The 19,137-nt window shown below is 42.3% G+C and carries 17 protein-coding genes; 9 read left to right on the top strand and 8 right to left on the bottom strand.

All coding sequences use genetic code 11. The features are described 5' to 3' along the window. Positions 1–11 precede the first annotated feature (11 nt). From Q9312_RS16500 to Q9312_RS16480, 5 genes are all read left to right on the top strand, one after another. Complete coding sequence (locus Q9312_RS16500) at positions 12–500, top strand: MopE-related protein (protein ID WP_309201967.1); 489 nt, start codon at positions 12–14, stop codon at positions 498–500. A gap of 76 nt (positions 501–576) precedes the next feature. Further along, positions 577–1,665 carry a DUF3558 domain-containing protein gene (locus Q9312_RS16495; protein WP_309201966.1) on the top strand — a complete coding sequence of 363 codons (1,089 nt, stop codon included), beginning with the start codon at positions 577–579 and terminating at the stop codon, positions 1,663–1,665. A 312-nt stretch (positions 1,666–1,977) separates the two neighbouring features. Beyond that, a complete protein-coding gene (locus tag Q9312_RS16490; protein ID WP_309201965.1) occupies positions 1,978–2,658 on the top strand; it encodes an EAL domain-containing protein in 681 nt (226 codons plus the stop codon). Positions 2,659–2,674: 16 nt separating this feature from the next. Next, positions 2,675–3,640 (top strand): sensor domain-containing diguanylate cyclase, encoded by a 966-nt coding sequence (locus Q9312_RS16485; protein ID WP_309201964.1) that lies wholly within the window; start codon positions 2,675–2,677, stop codon positions 3,638–3,640. 123 nt (positions 3,641–3,763) lie between these two features. Beyond that, positions 3,764–4,057, top strand: coding sequence for a TIGR03643 family protein (locus Q9312_RS16480; RefSeq protein WP_309201963.1), 294 nt, complete (start codon positions 3,764–3,766; stop codon positions 4,055–4,057). A gap of 18 nt (positions 4,058–4,075) precedes the next feature. On the opposite strand, the gene Q9312_RS16475 is transcribed toward Q9312_RS16480, so the two are convergent. The 3 genes from Q9312_RS16475 to Q9312_RS16465 all read right to left on the bottom strand — a co-directional run bounded on the left by Q9312_RS16475 (position 4,076) and on the right by Q9312_RS16465 (position 6,488). Beyond that, positions 4,076–4,639, bottom strand: coding sequence for a DUF922 domain-containing Zn-dependent protease (locus Q9312_RS16475; protein ID WP_309201962.1), 564 nt, complete (start codon positions 4,637–4,639; stop codon positions 4,076–4,078). Positions 4,640–4,741: 102 nt separating this feature from the next. Further along, positions 4,742–5,191, bottom strand: coding sequence for a hypothetical protein (locus Q9312_RS16470; protein WP_309201961.1), 450 nt, complete (start codon positions 5,189–5,191; stop codon positions 4,742–4,744). Between the two features lie 544 nt (positions 5,192–5,735). Beyond that, positions 5,736–6,488, bottom strand: coding sequence for a GGDEF domain-containing protein (locus Q9312_RS16465; protein WP_309201960.1), 753 nt, complete (start codon positions 6,486–6,488; stop codon positions 5,736–5,738). Between the two features lie 195 nt (positions 6,489–6,683). Between Q9312_RS16465 and Q9312_RS16460 the strand changes: the two genes are divergently transcribed. Beyond that, a complete protein-coding gene (locus tag Q9312_RS16460) occupies positions 6,684–8,003 on the top strand; it encodes a toxin-antitoxin system YwqK family antitoxin (protein ID WP_309201959.1) in 1,320 nt (439 codons plus the stop codon). Positions 8,004–8,277: 274 nt separating this feature from the next. Continuing rightward, complete coding sequence (locus tag Q9312_RS16455; protein ID WP_309201958.1) at positions 8,278–9,093, top strand: hypothetical protein; 816 nt, start codon at positions 8,278–8,280, stop codon at positions 9,091–9,093. Here Q9312_RS16455 and Q9312_RS16450 read toward each other — a convergent pair. The 3 genes from Q9312_RS16450 to Q9312_RS16440 all read right to left on the bottom strand — a co-directional run bounded on the left by Q9312_RS16450 (position 9,090) and on the right by Q9312_RS16440 (position 13,114). Beyond that, the gene (locus Q9312_RS16450) at positions 9,090–11,315 is read right to left on the bottom strand and encodes a winged helix-turn-helix domain-containing protein (RefSeq protein ID WP_309201957.1); all 2,226 of its coding nucleotides are present in this window, start codon (positions 11,313–11,315) and stop codon (positions 9,090–9,092) included. The two genes, Q9312_RS16455 and Q9312_RS16450, sit on opposite strands and share 4 nt — an antisense overlap. Positions 11,316–11,482: 167 nt before the next feature. Beyond that, positions 11,483–12,748: a hypothetical protein gene (locus Q9312_RS16445; RefSeq protein WP_309201956.1), complete on the bottom strand. Its 1,266-nt coding sequence runs from the start codon at positions 12,746–12,748 to the stop codon at positions 11,483–11,485. Between the two features lie 84 nt (positions 12,749–12,832). Further along, entirely contained in the window at positions 12,833–13,114 is a 282-nt protein-coding gene (locus tag Q9312_RS16440; RefSeq protein WP_309201955.1) for a TFIIB-type zinc ribbon-containing protein, read from the bottom strand. A 312-nt stretch (positions 13,115–13,426) separates the two neighbouring features. Here Q9312_RS16440 and Q9312_RS16435 point away from each other — a divergent pair, with 312 nt between their 5' ends. After that, positions 13,427–13,966, top strand: coding sequence for a DUF2058 domain-containing protein (locus Q9312_RS16435; RefSeq protein ID WP_309201954.1), 540 nt, complete (start codon positions 13,427–13,429; stop codon positions 13,964–13,966). A 585-nt stretch (positions 13,967–14,551) separates the two neighbouring features. Here the strand turns inward: Q9312_RS16435 and Q9312_RS16430 are convergent. Both Q9312_RS16430 and Q9312_RS16425 read right to left on the bottom strand, forming a co-directional pair. Further along, positions 14,552–14,983, bottom strand: coding sequence for a hypothetical protein (locus Q9312_RS16430; protein WP_309201953.1), 432 nt, complete (start codon positions 14,981–14,983; stop codon positions 14,552–14,554). Between the two features lie 131 nt (positions 14,984–15,114). Beyond that, positions 15,115–17,178: a M20/M25/M40 family metallo-hydrolase gene (locus tag Q9312_RS16425; RefSeq protein ID WP_309201952.1), complete on the bottom strand. Its 2,064-nt coding sequence runs from the start codon at positions 17,176–17,178 to the stop codon at positions 15,115–15,117. A 606-nt stretch (positions 17,179–17,784) separates the two neighbouring features. On the opposite strand from Q9312_RS16425, the gene Q9312_RS16420 reads away from it, so the two are divergent. Further along, the gene (locus Q9312_RS16420; RefSeq protein WP_309201951.1) at positions 17,785–19,074 is read left to right on the top strand and encodes a M12 family metallopeptidase; all 1,290 of its coding nucleotides are present in this window, start codon (positions 17,785–17,787) and stop codon (positions 19,072–19,074) included. The last annotated feature ends 63 nt before the right edge of the window (positions 19,075–19,137 follow it).

The following is a 19,137-nucleotide window of genomic DNA, read 5'->3' as shown; positions in this document are numbered from 1 at the left end:
GGATAAATTCCATGTTTAATGTAAAACGATTAACTCTATTTTTAGTGACTGCTGTACTCGTCTTAGGCGTCTCGACGCTGCCAACTTTTGCCAAAAAAAATACAGAAGTCATCATTGAGGGCTGTCGCACCGGAGCTGACTGCAATGACGGTGTATTTTGTAACGGTGAAGAGACTTGCCATATTAACAATATTAGAAATAATAAAGGCGTACTGATAAAAAAGCTCGGTGTCTGCAAGCCCGGAGTATCACCTTGCCCCAGAGGCCAGCGATGCTTTAATAGAGAAGCCTTCTGCAAAGTGCCTTGTGAAGACAGAGACGGTGATGGTCACGGCGCATTATCATGTGGTGGTGATGACTGTGACGATCGCGATCCTAATCGCTTTCCCGGCAACCCTGAAATTTGCGACGCCAACGGTATTGATGAAGACTGTGATCCCAAAACCGTCGGAGATAAGGACGCAGATGGTGACGGCTTTATATCGCACCTTTGTAAATAATTAATTATTTTACACACTAACCATTGAGAAGGGCTGTACGGGCCCTTCTTCTTTTAAACCTTTTATGGAGAGTTCTATGTTTTTTTGGAAAAAAACAACGCCCTTCTTGCTACTCATGGCTTGTTGTTCCGCCCTATTAAGTTGTAGTGATAATTCCGTTGAAGAAAATACGGAAACATCTAAAAAAGACTCGACTCAAAAATCCTCTTCTCAAGTAGCCTCCGTTCAACCTTCGCCTCAACCCGCACAAAAACCAGAGATTCAAATGCCTAAAGTGGAACTCAAAGAAATCTCTGCCGGGCTCAATTTAGATCCTTGCCAACTGCTAACGACTAGCGAGCTGAATGAGATTGGACTGCCAACTGACCAACACATCGCACAACTTGCTGGAAGCCGACAACTCCCGAACCACAGTCCAATTACGCCGTTTATTGGTTGTAAATGGCGCTCGGTGGATGCAGGAACGCCTGTTGGATGGGTGTATATTCAACAATTGAAAGGAGAATTCACCCTCGAAGGCCAAGAACAATTCGATCTTGCTGACGGAGCCTGGAAAGCCTCGAGTCAAGGCCGCGATCAACTCATCGTTAAGTCCAAAGACCGGTTAATCATGGTCACGACCCAAATACCTTACAATGAAAAAAGTGAAATGGAATCAAACCTTTGGATAGCCAACAAAGTATTGTCTCGCCTTCAGCAAGTAACCGATACGACAGAGTTAAAAGCGGCTGATGCGACCTTTGTCGGTGGACCATCCTTTGATATTTGCTCAGCCAGTCGCCCAGCGAACCCTCAACAACTATTGCAAGGCGATACGGCATGGAGTTTTCCTAATGTTGAAGTCAATGGCGTGCCCTCGCAGAATAAGCGACCTCAAGAAGATGGCGTAAGCTGCGTTTATAGTAGCAATCGTCGCGGTGGTATTCATGTCTCTTATTTCGGTAGCGACGGAACCAAACGCTGGAACCAACATTTTGCAAAGAATGGTGAAAAAATTACTTTCAACTCAATGGATGCCTATCGAGATAAACGAAACTTATTCGTCCCTCTTGCTCAAGGAAGCATCATGGTTGAAGCACAAGGCATTAAATACTTCAGCGATCAAGAGATCATTCAAAAGGTCGATGAAATCGCGGCAATGGTTCTCAAAAGAATTAACGAATAATTGGCAACTAGATACTGGGTGATTAGCGTATCTTTGAACGCTAGTCACCGAAACCGCCCGTTATTCAGACACGCTTCCTTCCCGTAGCTTTTCTCTTAACTGCCTCTTCCGTTTAACCAGCTCTTCATATTTGACGAGGCTATCCATCAATCTTGACCTAACATTAAATAAATCAAATCAAGCAAATTCTGCCTAGTTGTAATCCAATCCATCAAGTTGAACGTAAATTAAACAACTACATTCAAATGAGACGTTGCTATGCCGTTATGTAACACTTGTGAATGCCACCAAAAGCTTGATTTCAAAATAAAAATGGCCTTTCAACCAATCGTTGATGTTGAAACCAGACGTGTTTTCGCGCATGAGGCTCTGGTTCGAGGTGAACAAGGTGAAGGTGCTGGCTTTGTATTTGATCGCGTCACTGAGAACAATAAATATTCCTTTGACCAAACCTGTCGAGTAACAGCCATCAGAGACATTGCACGATTAGATCCAACCTCTCATGTCTCTATCAACTTTTTACCGAACGCGATATATGACCCAGAAACTTGCTTGGCTCGAACCTTAGCCGCCGCCGATAAGTACAACTTTCCTCGAGAAAACATTATTTTCGAAGTCACAGAGCACGAGAAAATAGAGAATCGAGCGCTTCTAAGAGACGTCTTTTCAGCTTATAAGGCAAAAGGCTTTCGAACAGCCATTGATGACTTCGGTGAAGGTTTTGCAGGGTTGAATCTTCTTGCGGAATTTCAACCTGACATTCTGAAGCTCGACATGAAACTCGTTCAGGGTATCAGTAACGATAAGGTTAAACAGTCTATCTTGTCAGGCATTCAAACCACGGCGAACCATTTAAACGTTGAGTTAATTGCAGAAGGTATTGAAGATAGAGCGGATTACCTCTTCTTAAAAACCAATAAAATTAAATACATGCAAGGATACTTTTTTGCTAAGCCAAAGCTTGAGGGACTACCGTCAATCAATTGGGACTAACCCTAGAGATACTAATATGAAAGAAGCAGCGCCCCCTAGCAACGAGCAACATCGCCTTAACATACTCAATTCTCTAAACATTTTAGACTCCGATCGAAATGAACGGTTTGATCGCATTACTCGTCTTGCCGCACGCGTTTTTAATGTATCCATCAGTTTGGTTAGTTTGATTGATAAAGAGCGTCAGTGGTTTAAATCAGAGATTGGCTTAGAAGCCAAAGAAACGTCTCGCGCAGTATCCTTTTGCGCTCACGCCATTAACTCAGACGACATCATGATCGTTGAAGATGCGCAAAATGACGAAAGATTTAATGACAACCCTCTCGTCGTTAATGCTCCCTTTATCAGATTCTATGCTGGGTGTCCGTTAAAGTATCGCGATGGAACCAACTTAGGCACCTTATGCTTAATTGACCCTATGCCGAGAAAATTCACTCAAGACGATGTCCAACTTTTACACGATTTAGCGGCTTTAGTAGAAAATGAAATTGCAGCGTTAGAGCTGGCAACAACCGATGATTTAACGCAAATTGCTAACCGTAGAGCGTTCTTTTCGGTCGCTCGAAACATCATGGCCGCTTATCAAGAAAAGGAGAACACCTTTTTCAGTATCGCATTCTTCGACTTAAACGACTTTAAGTTTATCAATGACAATCTCGGACACGAAGTTGGTGACGAGGTACTTATAACCTTTGCAAAGCTACTCAAAAAATCATTTAGAGCTTGTGATGTTGTCGCAAGAGTTGGCGGCGACGAATTTGCAGTGCTCTACGCGCATGAGAAAAAGTCTCAAATCGAAGCCGCCGTTTCGCGATTTAATAAACTAATCGACAACTTCAACGATGCGCGCACCGATTACCAGATTAAATACAGTGTTGGTGTCGTCGAGTTTAGCAGTGATGAAAACATTAATTTAGACTCAATGCTTTCTGAAGCTGACAAACTGATGTATCAAAATAAGCAACATTCCAAGTGTAATTAGACTCTCTAAATTAAAGCCTCTACCCTAAACGATCTACATAAATATCAAAATTTTAAAGATTACAATGCAAACAACTGAAATAAATAAGCAGACAACCGTTAATGGAACTGGAGTGAAATTCCTATGACACATCCGATAGAAAATAAACGTAACAATAATGGGGTTTCAACTTTATCGCCAGAAGATCTCTCTCGTATTATAGAAATGGCTTGGGAAGATCGAACGCCTTTCGAAGCCATCGAAAGCTTGTACGGCTTAGATGAGTCGGCGGTCATTCAACTGATGCGTAAAGAAATGAAAGCGAGTAGTTTTAAGATGTGGCGAAAAAGAGTGTCTGGACGCAAGACTAAACATAAAGCATTAAGATCGCCAGATGTCTCACGCGGTTACTGTTCGACACAATATAAACGCCAGTAGCTCCTTCATTGACAAACCCTATGGAAAAACGGCACCGCGATTCATTCCGTGGTTAGTATCAATATCATAGGCTTTTTGAAGCTTCTTGTACTTAGCAAGGATCTTTTGCGCTAATGCGTTAGCCTTCTTTTCAAGGCTCTTACACCGGCTGGATGACATCCCCAGTAACTTACGCTCAATTTCCCTTGCAGAATCAACACTCAATTGTTTGTGGCCATTCTCATGTGCGATTAGCGCCTGATAGTATTTATTCCACTTACTTTGTAGAGCAAGGGAAGCTTTATCTTTGTTGCTCCATTTAGGTAATGTAAAGTTGATTTTTAGAGTCACATTGACTCTATTGATCTCACAATGATTATCTTTCTCTTCCCAAAAGAAACGCCATTTGATATTCCATGCGGTATAAGCATCAAAGGTTTTACCAGCTTCCTTCACCGGGCTTCGGTTACTCAATGATTGTCTTAACTCACTTTCGGTTAGTCCGTTAACTTTGTAATACTTAGTTGCCACACTGATGGAAGGTTCAGCAAATATTGAGCATGAAATCAGCATAATAAAGACAACAAGGTAATATCTTAACAAACCAATAACTCCTTTTTAATTCGAACCTGAAGTTCTATAGCCATGCGCAAACCTTCAGTATTTGGATTATTTTCGCTGGTTGAGAATGCTGTTTGAACTAACTCAAAACAGTAGCCAGTTAACGCAGATTTTTTTCAGCATCGAGTCAATATAATGAGTATCCAAACTAGATTCTGATATTCTCATAAGCTTCTTCTTTTGCTTATGCTTATGCTTTATCGAGTCAAGGTCATTAACTACCAATTCCTCTCTTAAATAAATTCCGGGTTCGCCATTTTTAATGCGTTGATCGAGTGGTATTTTTGGATAGCTAGCAACCTTGTAAAAGAGTGCAGTCGCTAGAGTATCAAATTCGTTTTGTTCGGAATCTCCATACTGATAAACATCAATTAAACTAAGCTCTCCGCACTCTTGAACAGTCAGCCAAACAAAAGTTTCATCTATTTCGTTGCTAAACGCAAAGCTTAAGTGACGATGAGAGTTTAGCAAAGGCCGTTCTGGCTTTGAATCTACTGTATTAGCTTGCGAAGCAATTGCTTTCTTATTCTTCAAACAATAAATAGTAGCATAGAGTTCATCAACACTTTGTCCATATGTCGCCTATTTTACAATTAAATAATTATGTCGAGGAGAAACCTCGAAACTATAACAATCTAGCGAGTCGCCATCACCAAAACTGGCACATTGCAAACGCTTTTTGATTTGCAGATCAAAGTTCTGGATTTTCGAGCGAGCTAGATAATGATCTAAAATTAGCGTCATTTGGAGATCATAAAAATGGATTATCTCTTACTCTTGCTCTCGTTCTTCTTCAGATTGATATAGGTGCTCTTCGTACTTCATAACTATTACCGTAAATGCGGAGTAGCTTCGTTAAAATTCTAAATAACGATGAGTAAAAGTAATATTTCAATATCAATTGAACAAGTAAATAGGCGTTCCATTTGACATCAACGGAGGGAAGTTTATAGATGATGCATTCATTTACAGATAAAAAATTTGAGTTATTTTTCAATTAAAGTTGTTAAAAAAGATAGTCCATTTTGGTAATTGAGCATTTTGTTATTATCATGGTTGGCTGTCATTATCGATGCGACTACAGCTCAAAAATTACCGCTCTTCCCTTACCACTTTCTTTTGCTTTGTAAAGAGCACTGTCGGCGTCTTTCATTGCTGAATCGCTACAATCATTCTGAAAGCCGAGTAGGCGAATGCCAATGCTCGCGCCAATGTCTAATGAATTATTCCCGTACTCAATCGGTTCGGCTAAGGCCTCGATGATTTTTTCAGCAATGACGATAGCTTTCTCTGTCGCTGCCACTTTCTCTCCACCCAGCTTTTTAATAATGACAACAAACTCATCGCCGCCCAGTCGTCCAACAATATCTTCGGCACGTACGATAGCAGTGATTCGCTCTGCGACGCTTACCAATACGAGGTCACCTGCGTCATGTCCGTGCTGGTCATTAATGGCTTTGAATCCATCTAAATCAAGCAATAACAACGCGCCCAGCTCCTCATGCCGGATACTAAACGCCATATCTTTCTCAAAGAACTCACTCACCATGCGTCGATTCGCCACTTTCGTGAGCGGGTCGATATGGGCTAAATGGTGAATTTTTGCCAGTGCCGCATCGCGAGCATCGACAAAGGGTTTTACGGCAAAGTAATAAATGGGGGGCGTTGAGAACACCGCCAAAACCACCACGTCGATCACCGCCATCATATATTCATTGATGTCTAGATGAAACGAGACCAGCACCAGCATAATGACCAGTTCCACCACTCCGATGATAACGGCAATTTTAATGAGTATAGCGCTGATGGCTTGGTTCTTAGGTTCAGACATAATGTTTGTTTGCCAAAATGTTCTCTTACTCGGTTCGCTTGCTGGGTGTCGAGAGGTGACTATCCGATCAAGTATAGTAGTAATTCAGGCCAGCAGAGCTCAGTGACAGGTCGTTGCTGAAGCCTCTTACTTCGTGACTATTTACTGGACAAGCGAGTCTTGAGCACTTAAATTGGTGGTAAAGAAGGAGCGTATATGAAATATGCAGTCGTCGTTTTGGCATGGCTAGTCAGCCAAAGTGCGGTATCTGAAGACTTACTACGTACCGTAAAGGATCTTTCCTCGGGAAAATACACCATTCAACTCATTTCTGAAAGAAAAAATGACTGGGGACGCTACCTTGACTTTAAGTACAGCGACCAATCATTTGGCGACAAACCTGCAACTATCCCTTCTGACTTTATACTTATTTTAAGAAACAATGAGAACCAACAAGAAGTTCAACTAGCCGCACCCAATTTGAATGAGAGCTTCGTATCTGAAGACGGCCGGTTTGTTGTTCTCTATGACCAATTAAAGTCATTTGAGACGGCGATTTGGGTGTTTGATCAGGGCCGACTGGTGTTTAATGGTTTAAAAGATCATTCAAAGTCTGACATTTCTATGAGCACTCCCGTTAAACTTGACGAGGCTGAGACTAACCAAGAAGAAAAGGTGTTCATAAAACTTTCGTGTGGTTTTCCGGGTTGGATTGATTCAGTAGAAAAAATATTAGTCGACGAAAACAACAATAGTTATGGCTTTATTTATACGAGAGGAGACGAAGCAAAGATATTCGAATTCTCTGAGTTTTCGCGTCTCGAAAGTTACACCAGACAACAATCCGAATACTATCTTAACGACAGCAGCTATCCTTTTTGTGCCAATAATTTACAGCTTAAAACACGTATTTGGGGAATCGAGTATTCTCGATGGTGTGCTGATTTAGCCGGCAGAAAACAAGGACCATTCGAAAAGTGGACATTGAACAAAAATCTTGAAAGTCACTCAGCCATTTCTGAAGACACTTTACTGGCAAGTAAACGGTTTTTAAAAGTCCTTGATGGGCAGTATAAAGATGACACTCGCATCGGTATTTGGACATCCAACAACTATCACAATGAAAGCTCAGGATATTGTGAGTTTAAAGATGGTCATCTTAATGGCTATTGCCAAGAGGCAGACAAAGAGTATCGCATAGAAATACCTATGCTCAATGGATTCGTAGATGGAACATACGAGTTTTGGGAAAATAATTTATTAACCGAAAGTTGCCGTTATATCCATGGTGAGAAAAATGGTCGATGTATAGAGTATTCAGAGTCAAAGATCACTAGAGACTGTCTATTTCGCGGAGTCGAGGGAAAAGGTGAATGTACGGAATATACTAATGATGGATTTATTGACAATATATGCGAATATAAGGGATACCTATTACACGGCCGTTGTACATTTTTCGATAGAAACTTATCGATTAAAAGTACCCAGCAGTATGAGTTAGATGAGTATATTGACGAAGACGAGTCCAGTTATTGAGTTTGATTTTCCTTGCATATTAGCTTGAACGTATTAGATCAGTAAACGTCTAGATTCATTAATAAGGTTTTAAGGCTAGCCTTGCGGCTCAAGCTTAAAAAAACCTGCGGGCTAGTTATTGACTAATGCCACTAAATTTATATTCTCGCTTTACCCACAACCCTCACCTGTTAAAGCAAGTTTTTATCCCATCACCATTTCATCACGACTCCATCATTACTGATCACTCAGCCAGATTTATCATTAAACCTTTCATTCTTAACAGGAAAAATCGATGATGCGAGTGCTTTCAAATATTGTTCTGTGTTCTATTTTAATTCTGTTAACAGCTGGATGTCGGATTGATTCGGATAATGATTCAAGTAATGCCGATGCTCATAATAGCCATACTCCTGATCTCAATGCCCCTCTGGCCGATTACGAGTTGCTGTTTATGGGTAATAGCCACAGCTCACAAAATGAGCTTCCACAACTGGTGGCAACTTTGTTAACCAATGATGGCGAAGGCAAGTCTGCCAATGCCTTTAACGCGCCAGGTTGGTCATTTCTCGATGGCCGGCTGAACGACGGTGTCTCTTATGGCTTTATGCAAAGCCGCGAGTGGACGCATGTGATCCTTCAAGCACAAAAATATTCAACCACCGGTCGTTACAGCTACCCAACCGATGCGGCAAAAACTTGGATTCAAAGAGCAAAGCAGCAAAATGCTATTCCGATAATGTTTCCGGAGTGGCCAAGACGAGGTAATTTCGAAGAAGGTCAACGGATCCATATGTTACATATGAGCATTGTTTTGCAGGAGCCGGCCTGCGTTGCCCCGATTGGTCTCGCTTGGGATGCCGCTATTGCGCTGCGTCCTACCATTAACTTGCATGCGAGCGATGGTAATCACTCCAATCCGACTGGCGCCTTGCTCAGCGCTTATGTTTTTTATGGCGTGATCAGCAACAAGCCGGTAAGCGATCTGGAATACTTGCCAAGTTTACCAGCGAACCAAAGCATGCAGACATTTTTACGACAAGTGGCCGCCGATACCTTGGCCGCTCACCCTCCTTGCCAGTACTTTCAATCGCCTAAACTCGGTTTTTAGTCGATCGACAAACGGATTATTTTGTACTCCAGATCCTGGTTGCTAACGATGGCCAAAGTATTTGCGTCGTTAGCAAAATCAAAAGAATTAGCGTGTTGAGAACTGAAAGGAACAATCATAACCTGCTCGTTGGTCGCAAAGTTAAAACGCATGATACTGGCTGTCGCTCCCTGCGACTGATGAAAATAAATGTGATGATCGGTGATGGTCCAGTTGATCCAGTTAACCCGAGGAAAGTCATCAATAATAAGCTCTTCTTCTTCGCTATCAAGACGCTTGCGCCACAAGCCATCTTGATGCAACTTGGTAAAGTACAACCAATGTTCATCGATTATTTTACCGCTGTAGCCGCCGCGTTGCGTTAACTGTTGATGCATGCCGCTGGATAAATCAAATCGCCACAACTGCCATTCTCCGCTTTTCTCACTGCTGTAAATCAGCTGTTGCTGATCGGTCCAAGCAACCACATAAGGGCGATGGGTCGCGTCAATAATCAAACTATTGTCTTGCCTATTAATATCCCAGCGATAGATCTCATCATGATATTGATAATAAATAAATTGGTGATCGGGAGACACAACATAGGTGGTTGGCGAAATCGCAAAAGGTAGTTGTGACAACTGCGTTGCTTGCGACTGCGCGTTACTCAACCAGAACTCAAACTGACCGCTACGATTGGAGAGAAAAACAATCTGATTATTGGCGATAAATCTCGGCGCAAACTCCAGTTCCGATGAGTTAAAGGCAACATCAATGTATTGCTTTTTGGTTAGATCAAACAGCTCTATTTCCGAGTTGAACTGTCCTTGCGAATAATAAAAGTTTTTACCGTCGGCCGATATTATGGGACTGCTCGATCCTTGTTCCGCTTTGTAAATTAAGGTGCGCATGCCAGAAAAAATGTCATACGACCACCAGTTGCCCTCGTTAGCAATAATTAGCTGATCGCTATCGGTAAACCACTCAACTCGGGATACCTGAAAATCGACCTCAAACTCAGCAATACTTGAATAATTATGGCTATCCAACACTAATATCTTTGACTGTCCTACCGCCAGATAGCGAACAATCGCCAGTCGATTGTTCTGGTGCTGAGCCGTGATAAAAAAGTCACCACGAAAATTACCCATTTGAGGTGGCAGACTCACTTGATCTTTATTTTGCGTGATCAGCGAGTGATAAAATACCTGATAAGGATCGGCGATGCTTTCACGATCTGTGTAAAATAGCGCCTGCCCGTTAGCGGCCCAGTCGATAGCCGGTCGCGCACGATTACCGCAGCGGCTAACCACGCGGCGATTTTCAACCACGGGCTTCTGCTCTGTCTTTGTTTCTGCAAAGTTTAAATCGATAATACTTATGTGGCACTGTCTCTGATTTCGATTATTCCAGCTGGCAAACGCGATTTGCTTTCCGTCGGGTGACCAGACGGGGGAAAAGTGTTGTAGCTCATCGCTAGTGAGTGGATATGCTTTAGACATACCAAATGGTTTTAGGTAAAGCGCCTGAGATTCATTTTTCTCATCTTGATGAACAAACAACAGCCATTGGCCATCGGGCGATGGACGAGCGGAATGCTCAACACCGGGTAAACTGGTTTCGATCACGCGTTCGAGTTGCTCAAACTTTTTAGGCAAACTTTGACTGCGACTAAAAATAATCAACTCCAACACAAGGATAAATACTGCGAAAATTATTATTCCAAAAATCCAAAGCGGTTTAGCATTTGATCCTTGAGACAGTGCTTCTGGATCCGATTTTCCAGCAGAGTGATGATTGTGACCCGAGTCAACAAGCGTTGACTGGTTGCTGTTCTTTTGGTTTGCCTCAGCTGCGTTTTCGTCATTCGTGCGCGAGTGGTGATTGTCGCTCTCGCTCACCTGAAGAATGTAGCCTTTACGGGAAACTGTTTCGATACTGGTAGACTTTTGATCCGCTCGATTCAAAATTTTCCTTAACTGGGACACCGCTCGATTAATGGCATTCTCACTCACCACCTTGCCTTGCCACACATGCTCGATGAGCTCATCGCGAGTCACCAATCGATTCCTTTGGCTATGGAAGTAAAGGATTAAACTTAACACTCTAGGCTCTAGCGTGACCGTTTGCTGATCACGCTTGTTCGGATTAGATTCTGAAGGATTGGAAAATAACGCTACGCTTCGATCAATATCAATGATCAGCGTACCCAATTCCAATTTTTGGTTTAAATTTTTCGACAAAAGTATGATTCCAACATTTACTTTTCAAGATCGCGCGATTGAAACCTTAGTTCGATTCCGCCTCAATACTAGCATAGGTTAGCTAGCGTCTCATAAGTTTGACGAATTGAATTTCACTCGGTCGTCATAGTGCGACCAGTTTTAAAAGAATATTAGCCGGAGACTATTTATAAGTTCTCAAACTGACCCGCCAAGCGCCCTGCCACTTGGCGAAGTTCAGGTTCTTTGATTTCCCAATCATCAAATTTATTCAAAGCGCTGCGAATATCATAAACTAAGTCAGAGGCATTTTCGCTAAAAATGCAATCGAAATCTAAGGCCTGATGTTTTTGCAGTAAAGTTGAGGCTAACACTCTAAAGTCTTCAAGACTTAATAAACTTTGAGCAAAGGATAAGCACAATAGATGATAGTGTGCGAGGCTATCGGCTTCGAACGAGCGGTCACTCGAGTCAATTTCACCCTTAAGCTGAACGCCCTGATATACAGCACCAAAGCGGCTAGTTAAATCACTGAGCATCATCATCAGTGGCAGCACATGCTGCGCCTCACTACTGAAGGGCTGAAGGATCGAACAAAGAGTAAAATGTCCCTCAGGATAACTCTGCTCGAGTAACTCAACGGTAAAGCCGCTGCGCTGAAGTTGTCTTTGCAGTCCCGCGACATCACTACCAACAGCATCGCAGCATAACAGCGAGTGCTGCCAGTGCTTTTTATCCGTCTCGTCGGATAATTTCTGACTAGCTGCGAGCAGTGCACGCCAAGCATTAAAGTCACTGAGGGCAAATTGCTCTACCATCGCTCTGCGCTTGATCGTTGCAAGATCATTCACTACTAAGTGGTCTTTTAAATAAATATCCAAGTGTCCTTGGCGAATTTGCGGATCAAGTGCCACCTGTGGGTAGCTGACGATCGGGTAAAAGAAAGCTTCCGGTAAACTGTTGCTGCCGCTTGCAGTGGCTGATTCAGCAAACTGATACACGTCGATTCGATTCAGATCGCCGGTCTGTGTACCGCTCACCGATACTTGTTGTTCATCGAGATCAGCAGAAAAAGTAAAGGTGAGATGATAATGAGAATGAAACAGCGGTTTAACCGCTTTGGGTTCTTTGCCCTTTTCCTGATAAGGCAAAGGCGACTTGTCTTTTAAACAATACAATGTAGCGTAAAGATCATCCAAGCTTTGTCCATACACCGCTTCTTTTACAATCAAATAATTATGGTGCGGCGACACATCAAAGCTAAACCCATCCAATGATTTTCCATCACCAAATCGAACTGAGTAAAGCAGTTCTTCACTATCCTGCTCGAGCACTTGAATAATATTCGGTGAACGAGCATGCTCAACCATCAATATTAAGTTAAGATCGTGCAACTTGATGATGGTTTTTTCATTACCTTCATCGCTCACCTCAATATACTCTTGGCATGCCATAACAGCCCTTATTTTAATTCTTCAGAGATATTTTTGCTCTACAGCCGCTTGGCCTTGCTCCACTTTAGTGAAAATGTCGCTCGCTTAAAAGTCAAAAATCTCACTTAAGAGACTTTTCTTCTTTTTACGATAGCCATAACTGCTCGAGTATTTGCTTGGTTTGCGCTCAGAGTAATAGGAACGATCGACAGTATGTCGACGCTCGGTCGTCGCCTGTGGAGTACGTTCGCTAGCCGAGCGCTCAATAATTTTATCGAGTTCACCCCGATCAAGCCAAACCCCACGACAGCTCGGGCAATAGTCAATCTCGACACCCTTCCGCTCAGTCATTACTAATCGCTCATCGGCACAAACAGGACACTTCATAGGTTACTCCTTTTTAATTATACAAAATGATTTCGGGACTCAGTCACCGCCCCTTGGTTTTTTATTACGTTGATTGTTGTTGATCAGTGCAATGATTGAGGACACCCACCACTTGGATCCGGGTGAGTATAAGCAAGGACACCCACCGCTCTAGGACACCCCCGCTCTCGAATCGGGACGCTCTCGAATCGGGACACCCACCACTTTTAGTCTCTTTCCCCCCTTTTTGACCAGCCTAACAAGACTGGCAATGGCATCCGATGGGAATTTTGCTACAATCGGCTTAATTACCATCAGCAAGAAAAGTGACAAATGAGTTCATTACAAGAGCAATTAATGAAAGCGGGCTTAGCCGATAAGAAAAAAGCCACACAAATAAAGCACGAAAAGCGCAAAAAGGCTAAGCAACAGCCCAAGGGGCATAAAGCTAAAGATGAGCTAAAGGAGCAAATTGCGGCCGACAAGCAAAGAAAGATTGAACAAGATCGTGCACTGAATGAACAAAAACAAGCAGAACTTAAAGCGAAAGAACAACGCGCCACGATTAAGCAGATGCTTGAACACCATGGTGTTACCGATTTTAAAGGTGAAATCGACTATAACTACATTTATCAAGGGGTTACTAAAACCTTCAAGGTCAATCCGAAGATTAAGCAAAGTTTGGTACAGGGCACGCTTGCCATTTGTGCCATCGACAATCTTGTAAAACTAATACCCGATGTCATTGCTCGCAAATTGCAAACAATCGACCCTGACGTGGTTCTCGTGATGCATGATCGACTGGCCAAACAAGACATTGATGAAGACGATCCTTATGCCGAGTATCAAGTACCCGATGATTTGATGTGGTGAGCGATTAAAAGAGTCGGCTTAGAGAGTTATTCCAAGATATTCCAAATACCATAAATACTTATAAAACTTGTCTACAAGGAGCCCATACAAACGGGCTCCTTTCTTTACTTTGATTAAATAAAAAGCCTTTCACTATCGGCGAGTCTCTAAGCTCTTACCCAGATAAAACTGCACGGACTTATCATCAATTTTGAAGTTAACAGCGTACTTGTCGACAAACACCACCCAATAAACGCAAAGATAAACTCTTCTATATCTCTTAAATGGAAGAAAGGGGATCGTTAAAATTGCTATAATCAATTCCAGTAGTTTGCTATTTAGATTAAAATTATACAGCGTAAACACAACCACCTTAGTGAAAATGCTTTTCTTATAACTAACACTTCCATTTTTTTTAATTAGTAAAGAAAACTCTTCTTTAGTCAGATCTAACTCATTATATACTTTCATAAAGAAAACTTAGGCAAGTGATTGAAGTCGATACTTTCTAAAAAAATCCAAGTTCCTCGGCAAAGCGTCACCATTCATTCGAGCTCCTTATTTTGAAACCTTTACGAATATCTTAGACTATCTATTCAATCAAAGTTAGAGACTTACTTCTTGAATGACGCCACTCTCGTCTAAAAACTGAACGCCTTTGTATTCTTTGATAACACCCGTCCACTTAGACTTTGCAACAACGGGTAACTCATACCCAGACTTGACCAAAAAGTTTTTCAAACGCAGTAACTCTTCGGCTTCAGGCATATCGGCTCCATACCATAAGGCATACCAATTATCTGGCGTCATTATATTGAATGCTTCGAAGCCATCGTAGATCCCGTATGCTACCTTGCCATTAGCAAAGGTAAACTCGGCAAACTCTAGTTCAATCATATCTTCTGAAAAACTTGGGTGCGCTTCAGTAATGACATACTCAAAGGCATCGAATCCAACCTCTTCATCTTGAAGTAAAAACCACCGTTGTTGCGCTAGATCGTCCGTCGTTATATCTTCAATTCGTTTAATGGTATCCATAAGCGTCATGCCATTAATAATAATGAGTTGACTGGATCATCGCAGATTTGTAACCAAGGAACAAGAAAGAGTCACTGCATTAACTGGCAATGACTCCTTCTTGATTGAGTCGAGGGAGAGAAAAGCTCTATTTAATGACTTCGCTTACGACGCCATCCTAACAATAGCAATGGGAGCGTTAGAAGAATGCCAAACACACCACCAGAGCTTCCATTAGTGTCATCCACCGGAGTGTTTTGAATGGTGATCGTAATTTTATCATTACCATCAATTACCGCATTGCCAGATGCCGATCTTAATTCAAGTGTGAATGTTTCGCTTTCGTCTACTTTGTATGTTCCGATTGAAATGGTCTTATCGGAATCGTCGCCTGCCGCCCACTCAATAACTCCAGAGGTTGCTTCATAGTTAATACCAGCAATTGCGGTACCATTGACTGACACGTATCTAACCGTGGCCGGCATATCGATTTCACCTACTCGCTGAATAACGATATTAGAGGCTGTGCTTTCTGGTACTTGAATCGTTGACTGCTTGAAGCTAACGGCACTGGTTGAGTTATTTAACAACGATACGTTAACCGTAACGACTTCGCCAAGAACCGCGTTACCTGAAGCATCGGTTAACTCAATGGTAAACTCTTTATCTTCAGTGACCGCTAACGCTTCAACTTCAATCACCTTGGATGCAGCATCGTTAACGGTCCAATTCAAAGTGCCTTCTACCGCGACAAAATCTTCTCCTGCCACCGCTGTCCCGCTAATTGTTCTATAGTTTACCGAAGCCTCTCGATCAAAGAGCCCGGTACGTTGAATACTGATAGACAAGGTCTGTTGCTCAATCACTTCGACATTGCCAGATTCAAACTCTACCGTGCTTTGCGATTGGTAGTTATCGCTGTCAGCATTTCCTTTCGCCAACTCACCTACAAACGCAATGGATAGATTCACAAAGTTAGTCGCATGATTGGCATCAAAGTGATTATCATTGCTCGTATGAATATCGGAATTGTAATCATTGAAGTTTGATTCAAACGGCATTGAAGCAGCGAAGCCATTGGCATACCAAGAAGCATGATCAGAGCAGCCATACCCACACAAGCCTGTACCGTACTGAACTTGGGGGAAATAATGATCGAGTAAATCCATCATAAATTGATTTTGATCGGCGTTGGTATAATCGGTCATAAAAACAATGTCTTTATCCGCGGTTCCTTTAAAGCCGGTCATATCGAATTGAGCGACACCCACAACATCGATATTATCATCAGCGAACATCTCCGCGATTTCACCGGATCCACGTAAACCAACTTCTTCCGCTGCATATCCCATAATTTTTACGGTTCGCGCTGGTTTGTATCCTCCAGTCACCATGGCTCGCAATGTTTCGGTGACGACGGCAATTCCCGACGCATTATCATCATGCCCTGGAGCGCGTGCCGTTTCACGGTTAGAGCTGCTGCCATTAATAGAATCTAAATGCCCGCCAATCACCACCACTTCTTCTGGTATGGTTTCACCAACAATAGTCACGATAACCGAAGGCTGGTCCCAACCCGCATGCTCGAATAGTTCCACCATAATGTCGTCTCGAGTAAACGTAATATTTTCCCAATGCGACTTTAACCATTGCGAAGCTTCTACTCCAGACGATGCAGTGTAATAGCGATTGTTATAGCTTCCCATACTACCAACGGTTGACGACAAGTTACTGCTAACGACTTGCATCAGCATTTCATTGACCGTGTCATCATTATCGATGGTATATTCAACCAACAACCGATGGGTATTACTGTTTAACTGACGAATATAGGTTTGTGCCTTTTCGAGAGATTGATGCCAAACATATCCACCACAACGACGATGGTTCTCATGCATATAACGACTAAGTGCATCGACATTAGCATTTGGCAATTTAATTAACGCTACGTCATCTTTGTTTTTTGATAAGTTTGACAAAGGCTCAATCGCAAGTCGCGAGGCGTCAGACTTCTTCATCGATAACAAGGCATCATTGCCAATTGAAACAATGGCATAATCCGAAGGGCTTTTTAAACTCGATATTGACCGCTTAACCATGTCGGCATTCATTTCATTCGCATAAGTTACTGGTGATATGGATAGCAACGCTAAGGAGCCCACGACACAAGATACTGCAACCACCGAATGTACAAGCTTAGTGTTAACAAAAGACATAAAATTCCACTTTCTTTTAATTAATAATACATTCGAGTCTAAGGATTCACTTTCGCACCAACAAGTGACTTATTCACAATCTGTAGTTTCCCTCAAACGCGAAAAAATACCAACGGCCGAAAGAACCCTTTCAAAACTCGCAATAGTCGCACTGCAACTGTGCAATATTTACAATTCATCGAGATATTCAAGTAAAAAGCGAGATCAACTTCAATTCATATGCTCTCTTTGAGCGGTTTTACTCAATAATTGATGCCAAATGCGTCGTCTCCAACATACTTTCTACAAACGAAACATAATGTTCATTTATGCAAAGCGAAGAGTGTCACGGCCAAAAGAAGTGAAACAAGTTATTTCATTCTGCAACGCATCAGTTTGAACGATGATTAACAGATATTTTTTCGAGATACCGCAAACAAAACAGACGCTTACTTTTTTAAATTTGTCCTCATGCTAAAAAGGCATAATCAAGCATTGCCAGAAATTTTTTGAACAAGCAAGTTCACCTAGCAAAAGTTCAATGTAGGGTCATCGTTGATGATATAGGGGTGTTACTTTTGCAACAATCTGTCTTGTATAGGCAACTAATAATGAATAGGAGAACTTATGAATTTGTCATCAAAAACCAATCGCTTCAAGGCACTGAAAACAGCGCTTGCTACTGGTCTTTTAACCAGCTTCGCAACCATTGGCACCTTGTCGGTTGCAAACGAAAACTCGGCAACAAACAATGCGAAAAAGAAAATTGCCCCATCAAATAACCAGATAAAAAGCTCATCGATATTTAATCAATATGGGTATAGAGATTCCATCTTCGGTTTTAACAGTCATGGTCGAGAAGTATTTGATGTGCATACTGACCTCGGAGGGATCATCAAAGCCGTTGACGTTGATGGCGTCGCTTATTCTGGAGATATGATATTAGGCTATACGAAAGATCTTAAAGAACATGGCTTACGTATTGTTACTGGACAAGAAGCACCCGACGACGAAATCGGACCAAGTGCGATTATTCGCTATCCATCGTCTGGTTACAAATGGCCCAACGGAACGGTGCCTTACGCTTTTGCGTCATCACTAGGCAGTCAAGGTCGGCAAGCCATTCAATACGCCATTCAACACTGGAACAATAATACCAATGTAAACTTTGTTCCTCGTACCAATCAAACAGACTATATTTTAGTACAAGGTGGAGGCGGTTGTAGTTCTTGGATAGGTCGTCAAGGAGGTCAACAGCTGGTCACTCTTGCAGAAAACTGTGGCAATGGAGCCGCCGTTCATGAACTTGGGCATGCCGTCGGTTTTTTTCATGAGCAAACCCGAACTGATCGCGATAATTTCGTCACTATTTACTGGAACAATATTCAAAGCGGGATGGAGTATAACTTCTATAAGACATCCACAAACGAAGGACAAAATTATGGTGCCTACGATTATTATTCCATTATGCATTACCCAACGTGGGCCTTTTCGTCGAACAATCAAGCGACCATTTGGCCAACACAAGGTAATGTTGATCCCAATGCTCTAGGCAGCGGAACCACCCTTTCGAGTGGCGATTTAGCAGCGACTGCTGCGATTTATGGTGATGATGGCAATAGTGGAACGACCTACAATGGCTCTTTGTCTGGAGCAAACGACTCTGACTATCAACCCAATGGAAACTATTTCCAATACAACGGTGGTTCTATACGAGCGACACTGCAAGGTCCAACGAATGCTGATTTTGATATGAAATTATTTCGCTGGAACGGATCGGGTTGGTCACAAGTCGCTGTTTCAGAAACGCCAACATCAAATGAGTCAATAACCTACTCTGCTGCGTCGGGCTATTACTACTTTCAGATTTATTCTTACAGTGGCAGTGGGAGCTACCGCTTCACTCTAAGTTTATAATGACTGAACGCAGCTCACCGACGTAACGGTTAGCGGCTTTCTATCGTAGAAGAAATCACTCTT

The organism is Pleionea litopenaei (assembly GCF_031198435.1).
GTDB classification, from domain to species: Bacteria; Pseudomonadota; Gammaproteobacteria; order Enterobacterales; family Kangiellaceae; genus Pleionea; species Pleionea litopenaei.
This window is presented reverse-complemented; position numbering and strand designations above follow the sequence as displayed.

Coding starts and splice junctions, on each gene's coding strand:
- Q9312_RS16460 (WP_309201959.1), top strand. CDS start 6,684: ATGAAATATGCAGTCGTCGTTTTGGCATGGCTAGTCAGCCAAAGTGCG.
- Q9312_RS16480 (WP_309201963.1), top strand. CDS start 3,764: ATGACACATCCGATAGAAAATAAACGTAACAATAATGGGGTTTCAACT.
- Q9312_RS16425 (WP_309201952.1), bottom strand. CDS start 17,178: ATGTCTTTTGTTAACACTAAGCTTGTACATTCGGTGGTTGCAGTATCT.
- Q9312_RS16465 (WP_309201960.1), bottom strand. CDS start 6,488: ATGTCTGAACCTAAGAACCAAGCCATCAGCGCTATACTCATTAAAATT.
- Q9312_RS16495 (WP_309201966.1), top strand. CDS start 577: ATGTTTTTTTGGAAAAAAACAACGCCCTTCTTGCTACTCATGGCTTGT.
- Q9312_RS16490 (WP_309201965.1), top strand. CDS start 1,978: ATGGCCTTTCAACCAATCGTTGATGTTGAAACCAGACGTGTTTTCGCG.
- Q9312_RS16440 (WP_309201955.1), bottom strand. CDS start 13,114: ATGAAGTGTCCTGTTTGTGCCGATGAGCGATTAGTAATGACTGAGCGG.
- Q9312_RS16430 (WP_309201953.1), bottom strand. CDS start 14,983: ATGGATACCATTAAACGAATTGAAGATATAACGACGGACGATCTAGCG.
- Q9312_RS16445 (WP_309201956.1), bottom strand. CDS start 12,748: ATGGCATGCCAAGAGTATATTGAGGTGAGCGATGAAGGTAATGAAAAA.
- Q9312_RS16455 (WP_309201958.1), top strand. CDS start 8,278: ATGATGCGAGTGCTTTCAAATATTGTTCTGTGTTCTATTTTAATTCTG.
- Q9312_RS16435 (WP_309201954.1), top strand. CDS start 13,427: ATGAGTTCATTACAAGAGCAATTAATGAAAGCGGGCTTAGCCGATAAG.
- Q9312_RS16485 (WP_309201964.1), top strand. CDS start 2,675: ATGAAAGAAGCAGCGCCCCCTAGCAACGAGCAACATCGCCTTAACATA.
- Q9312_RS16500 (WP_309201967.1), top strand. CDS start 12: ATGTTTAATGTAAAACGATTAACTCTATTTTTAGTGACTGCTGTACTC.
- Q9312_RS16420 (WP_309201951.1), top strand. CDS start 17,785: ATGAATTTGTCATCAAAAACCAATCGCTTCAAGGCACTGAAAACAGCG.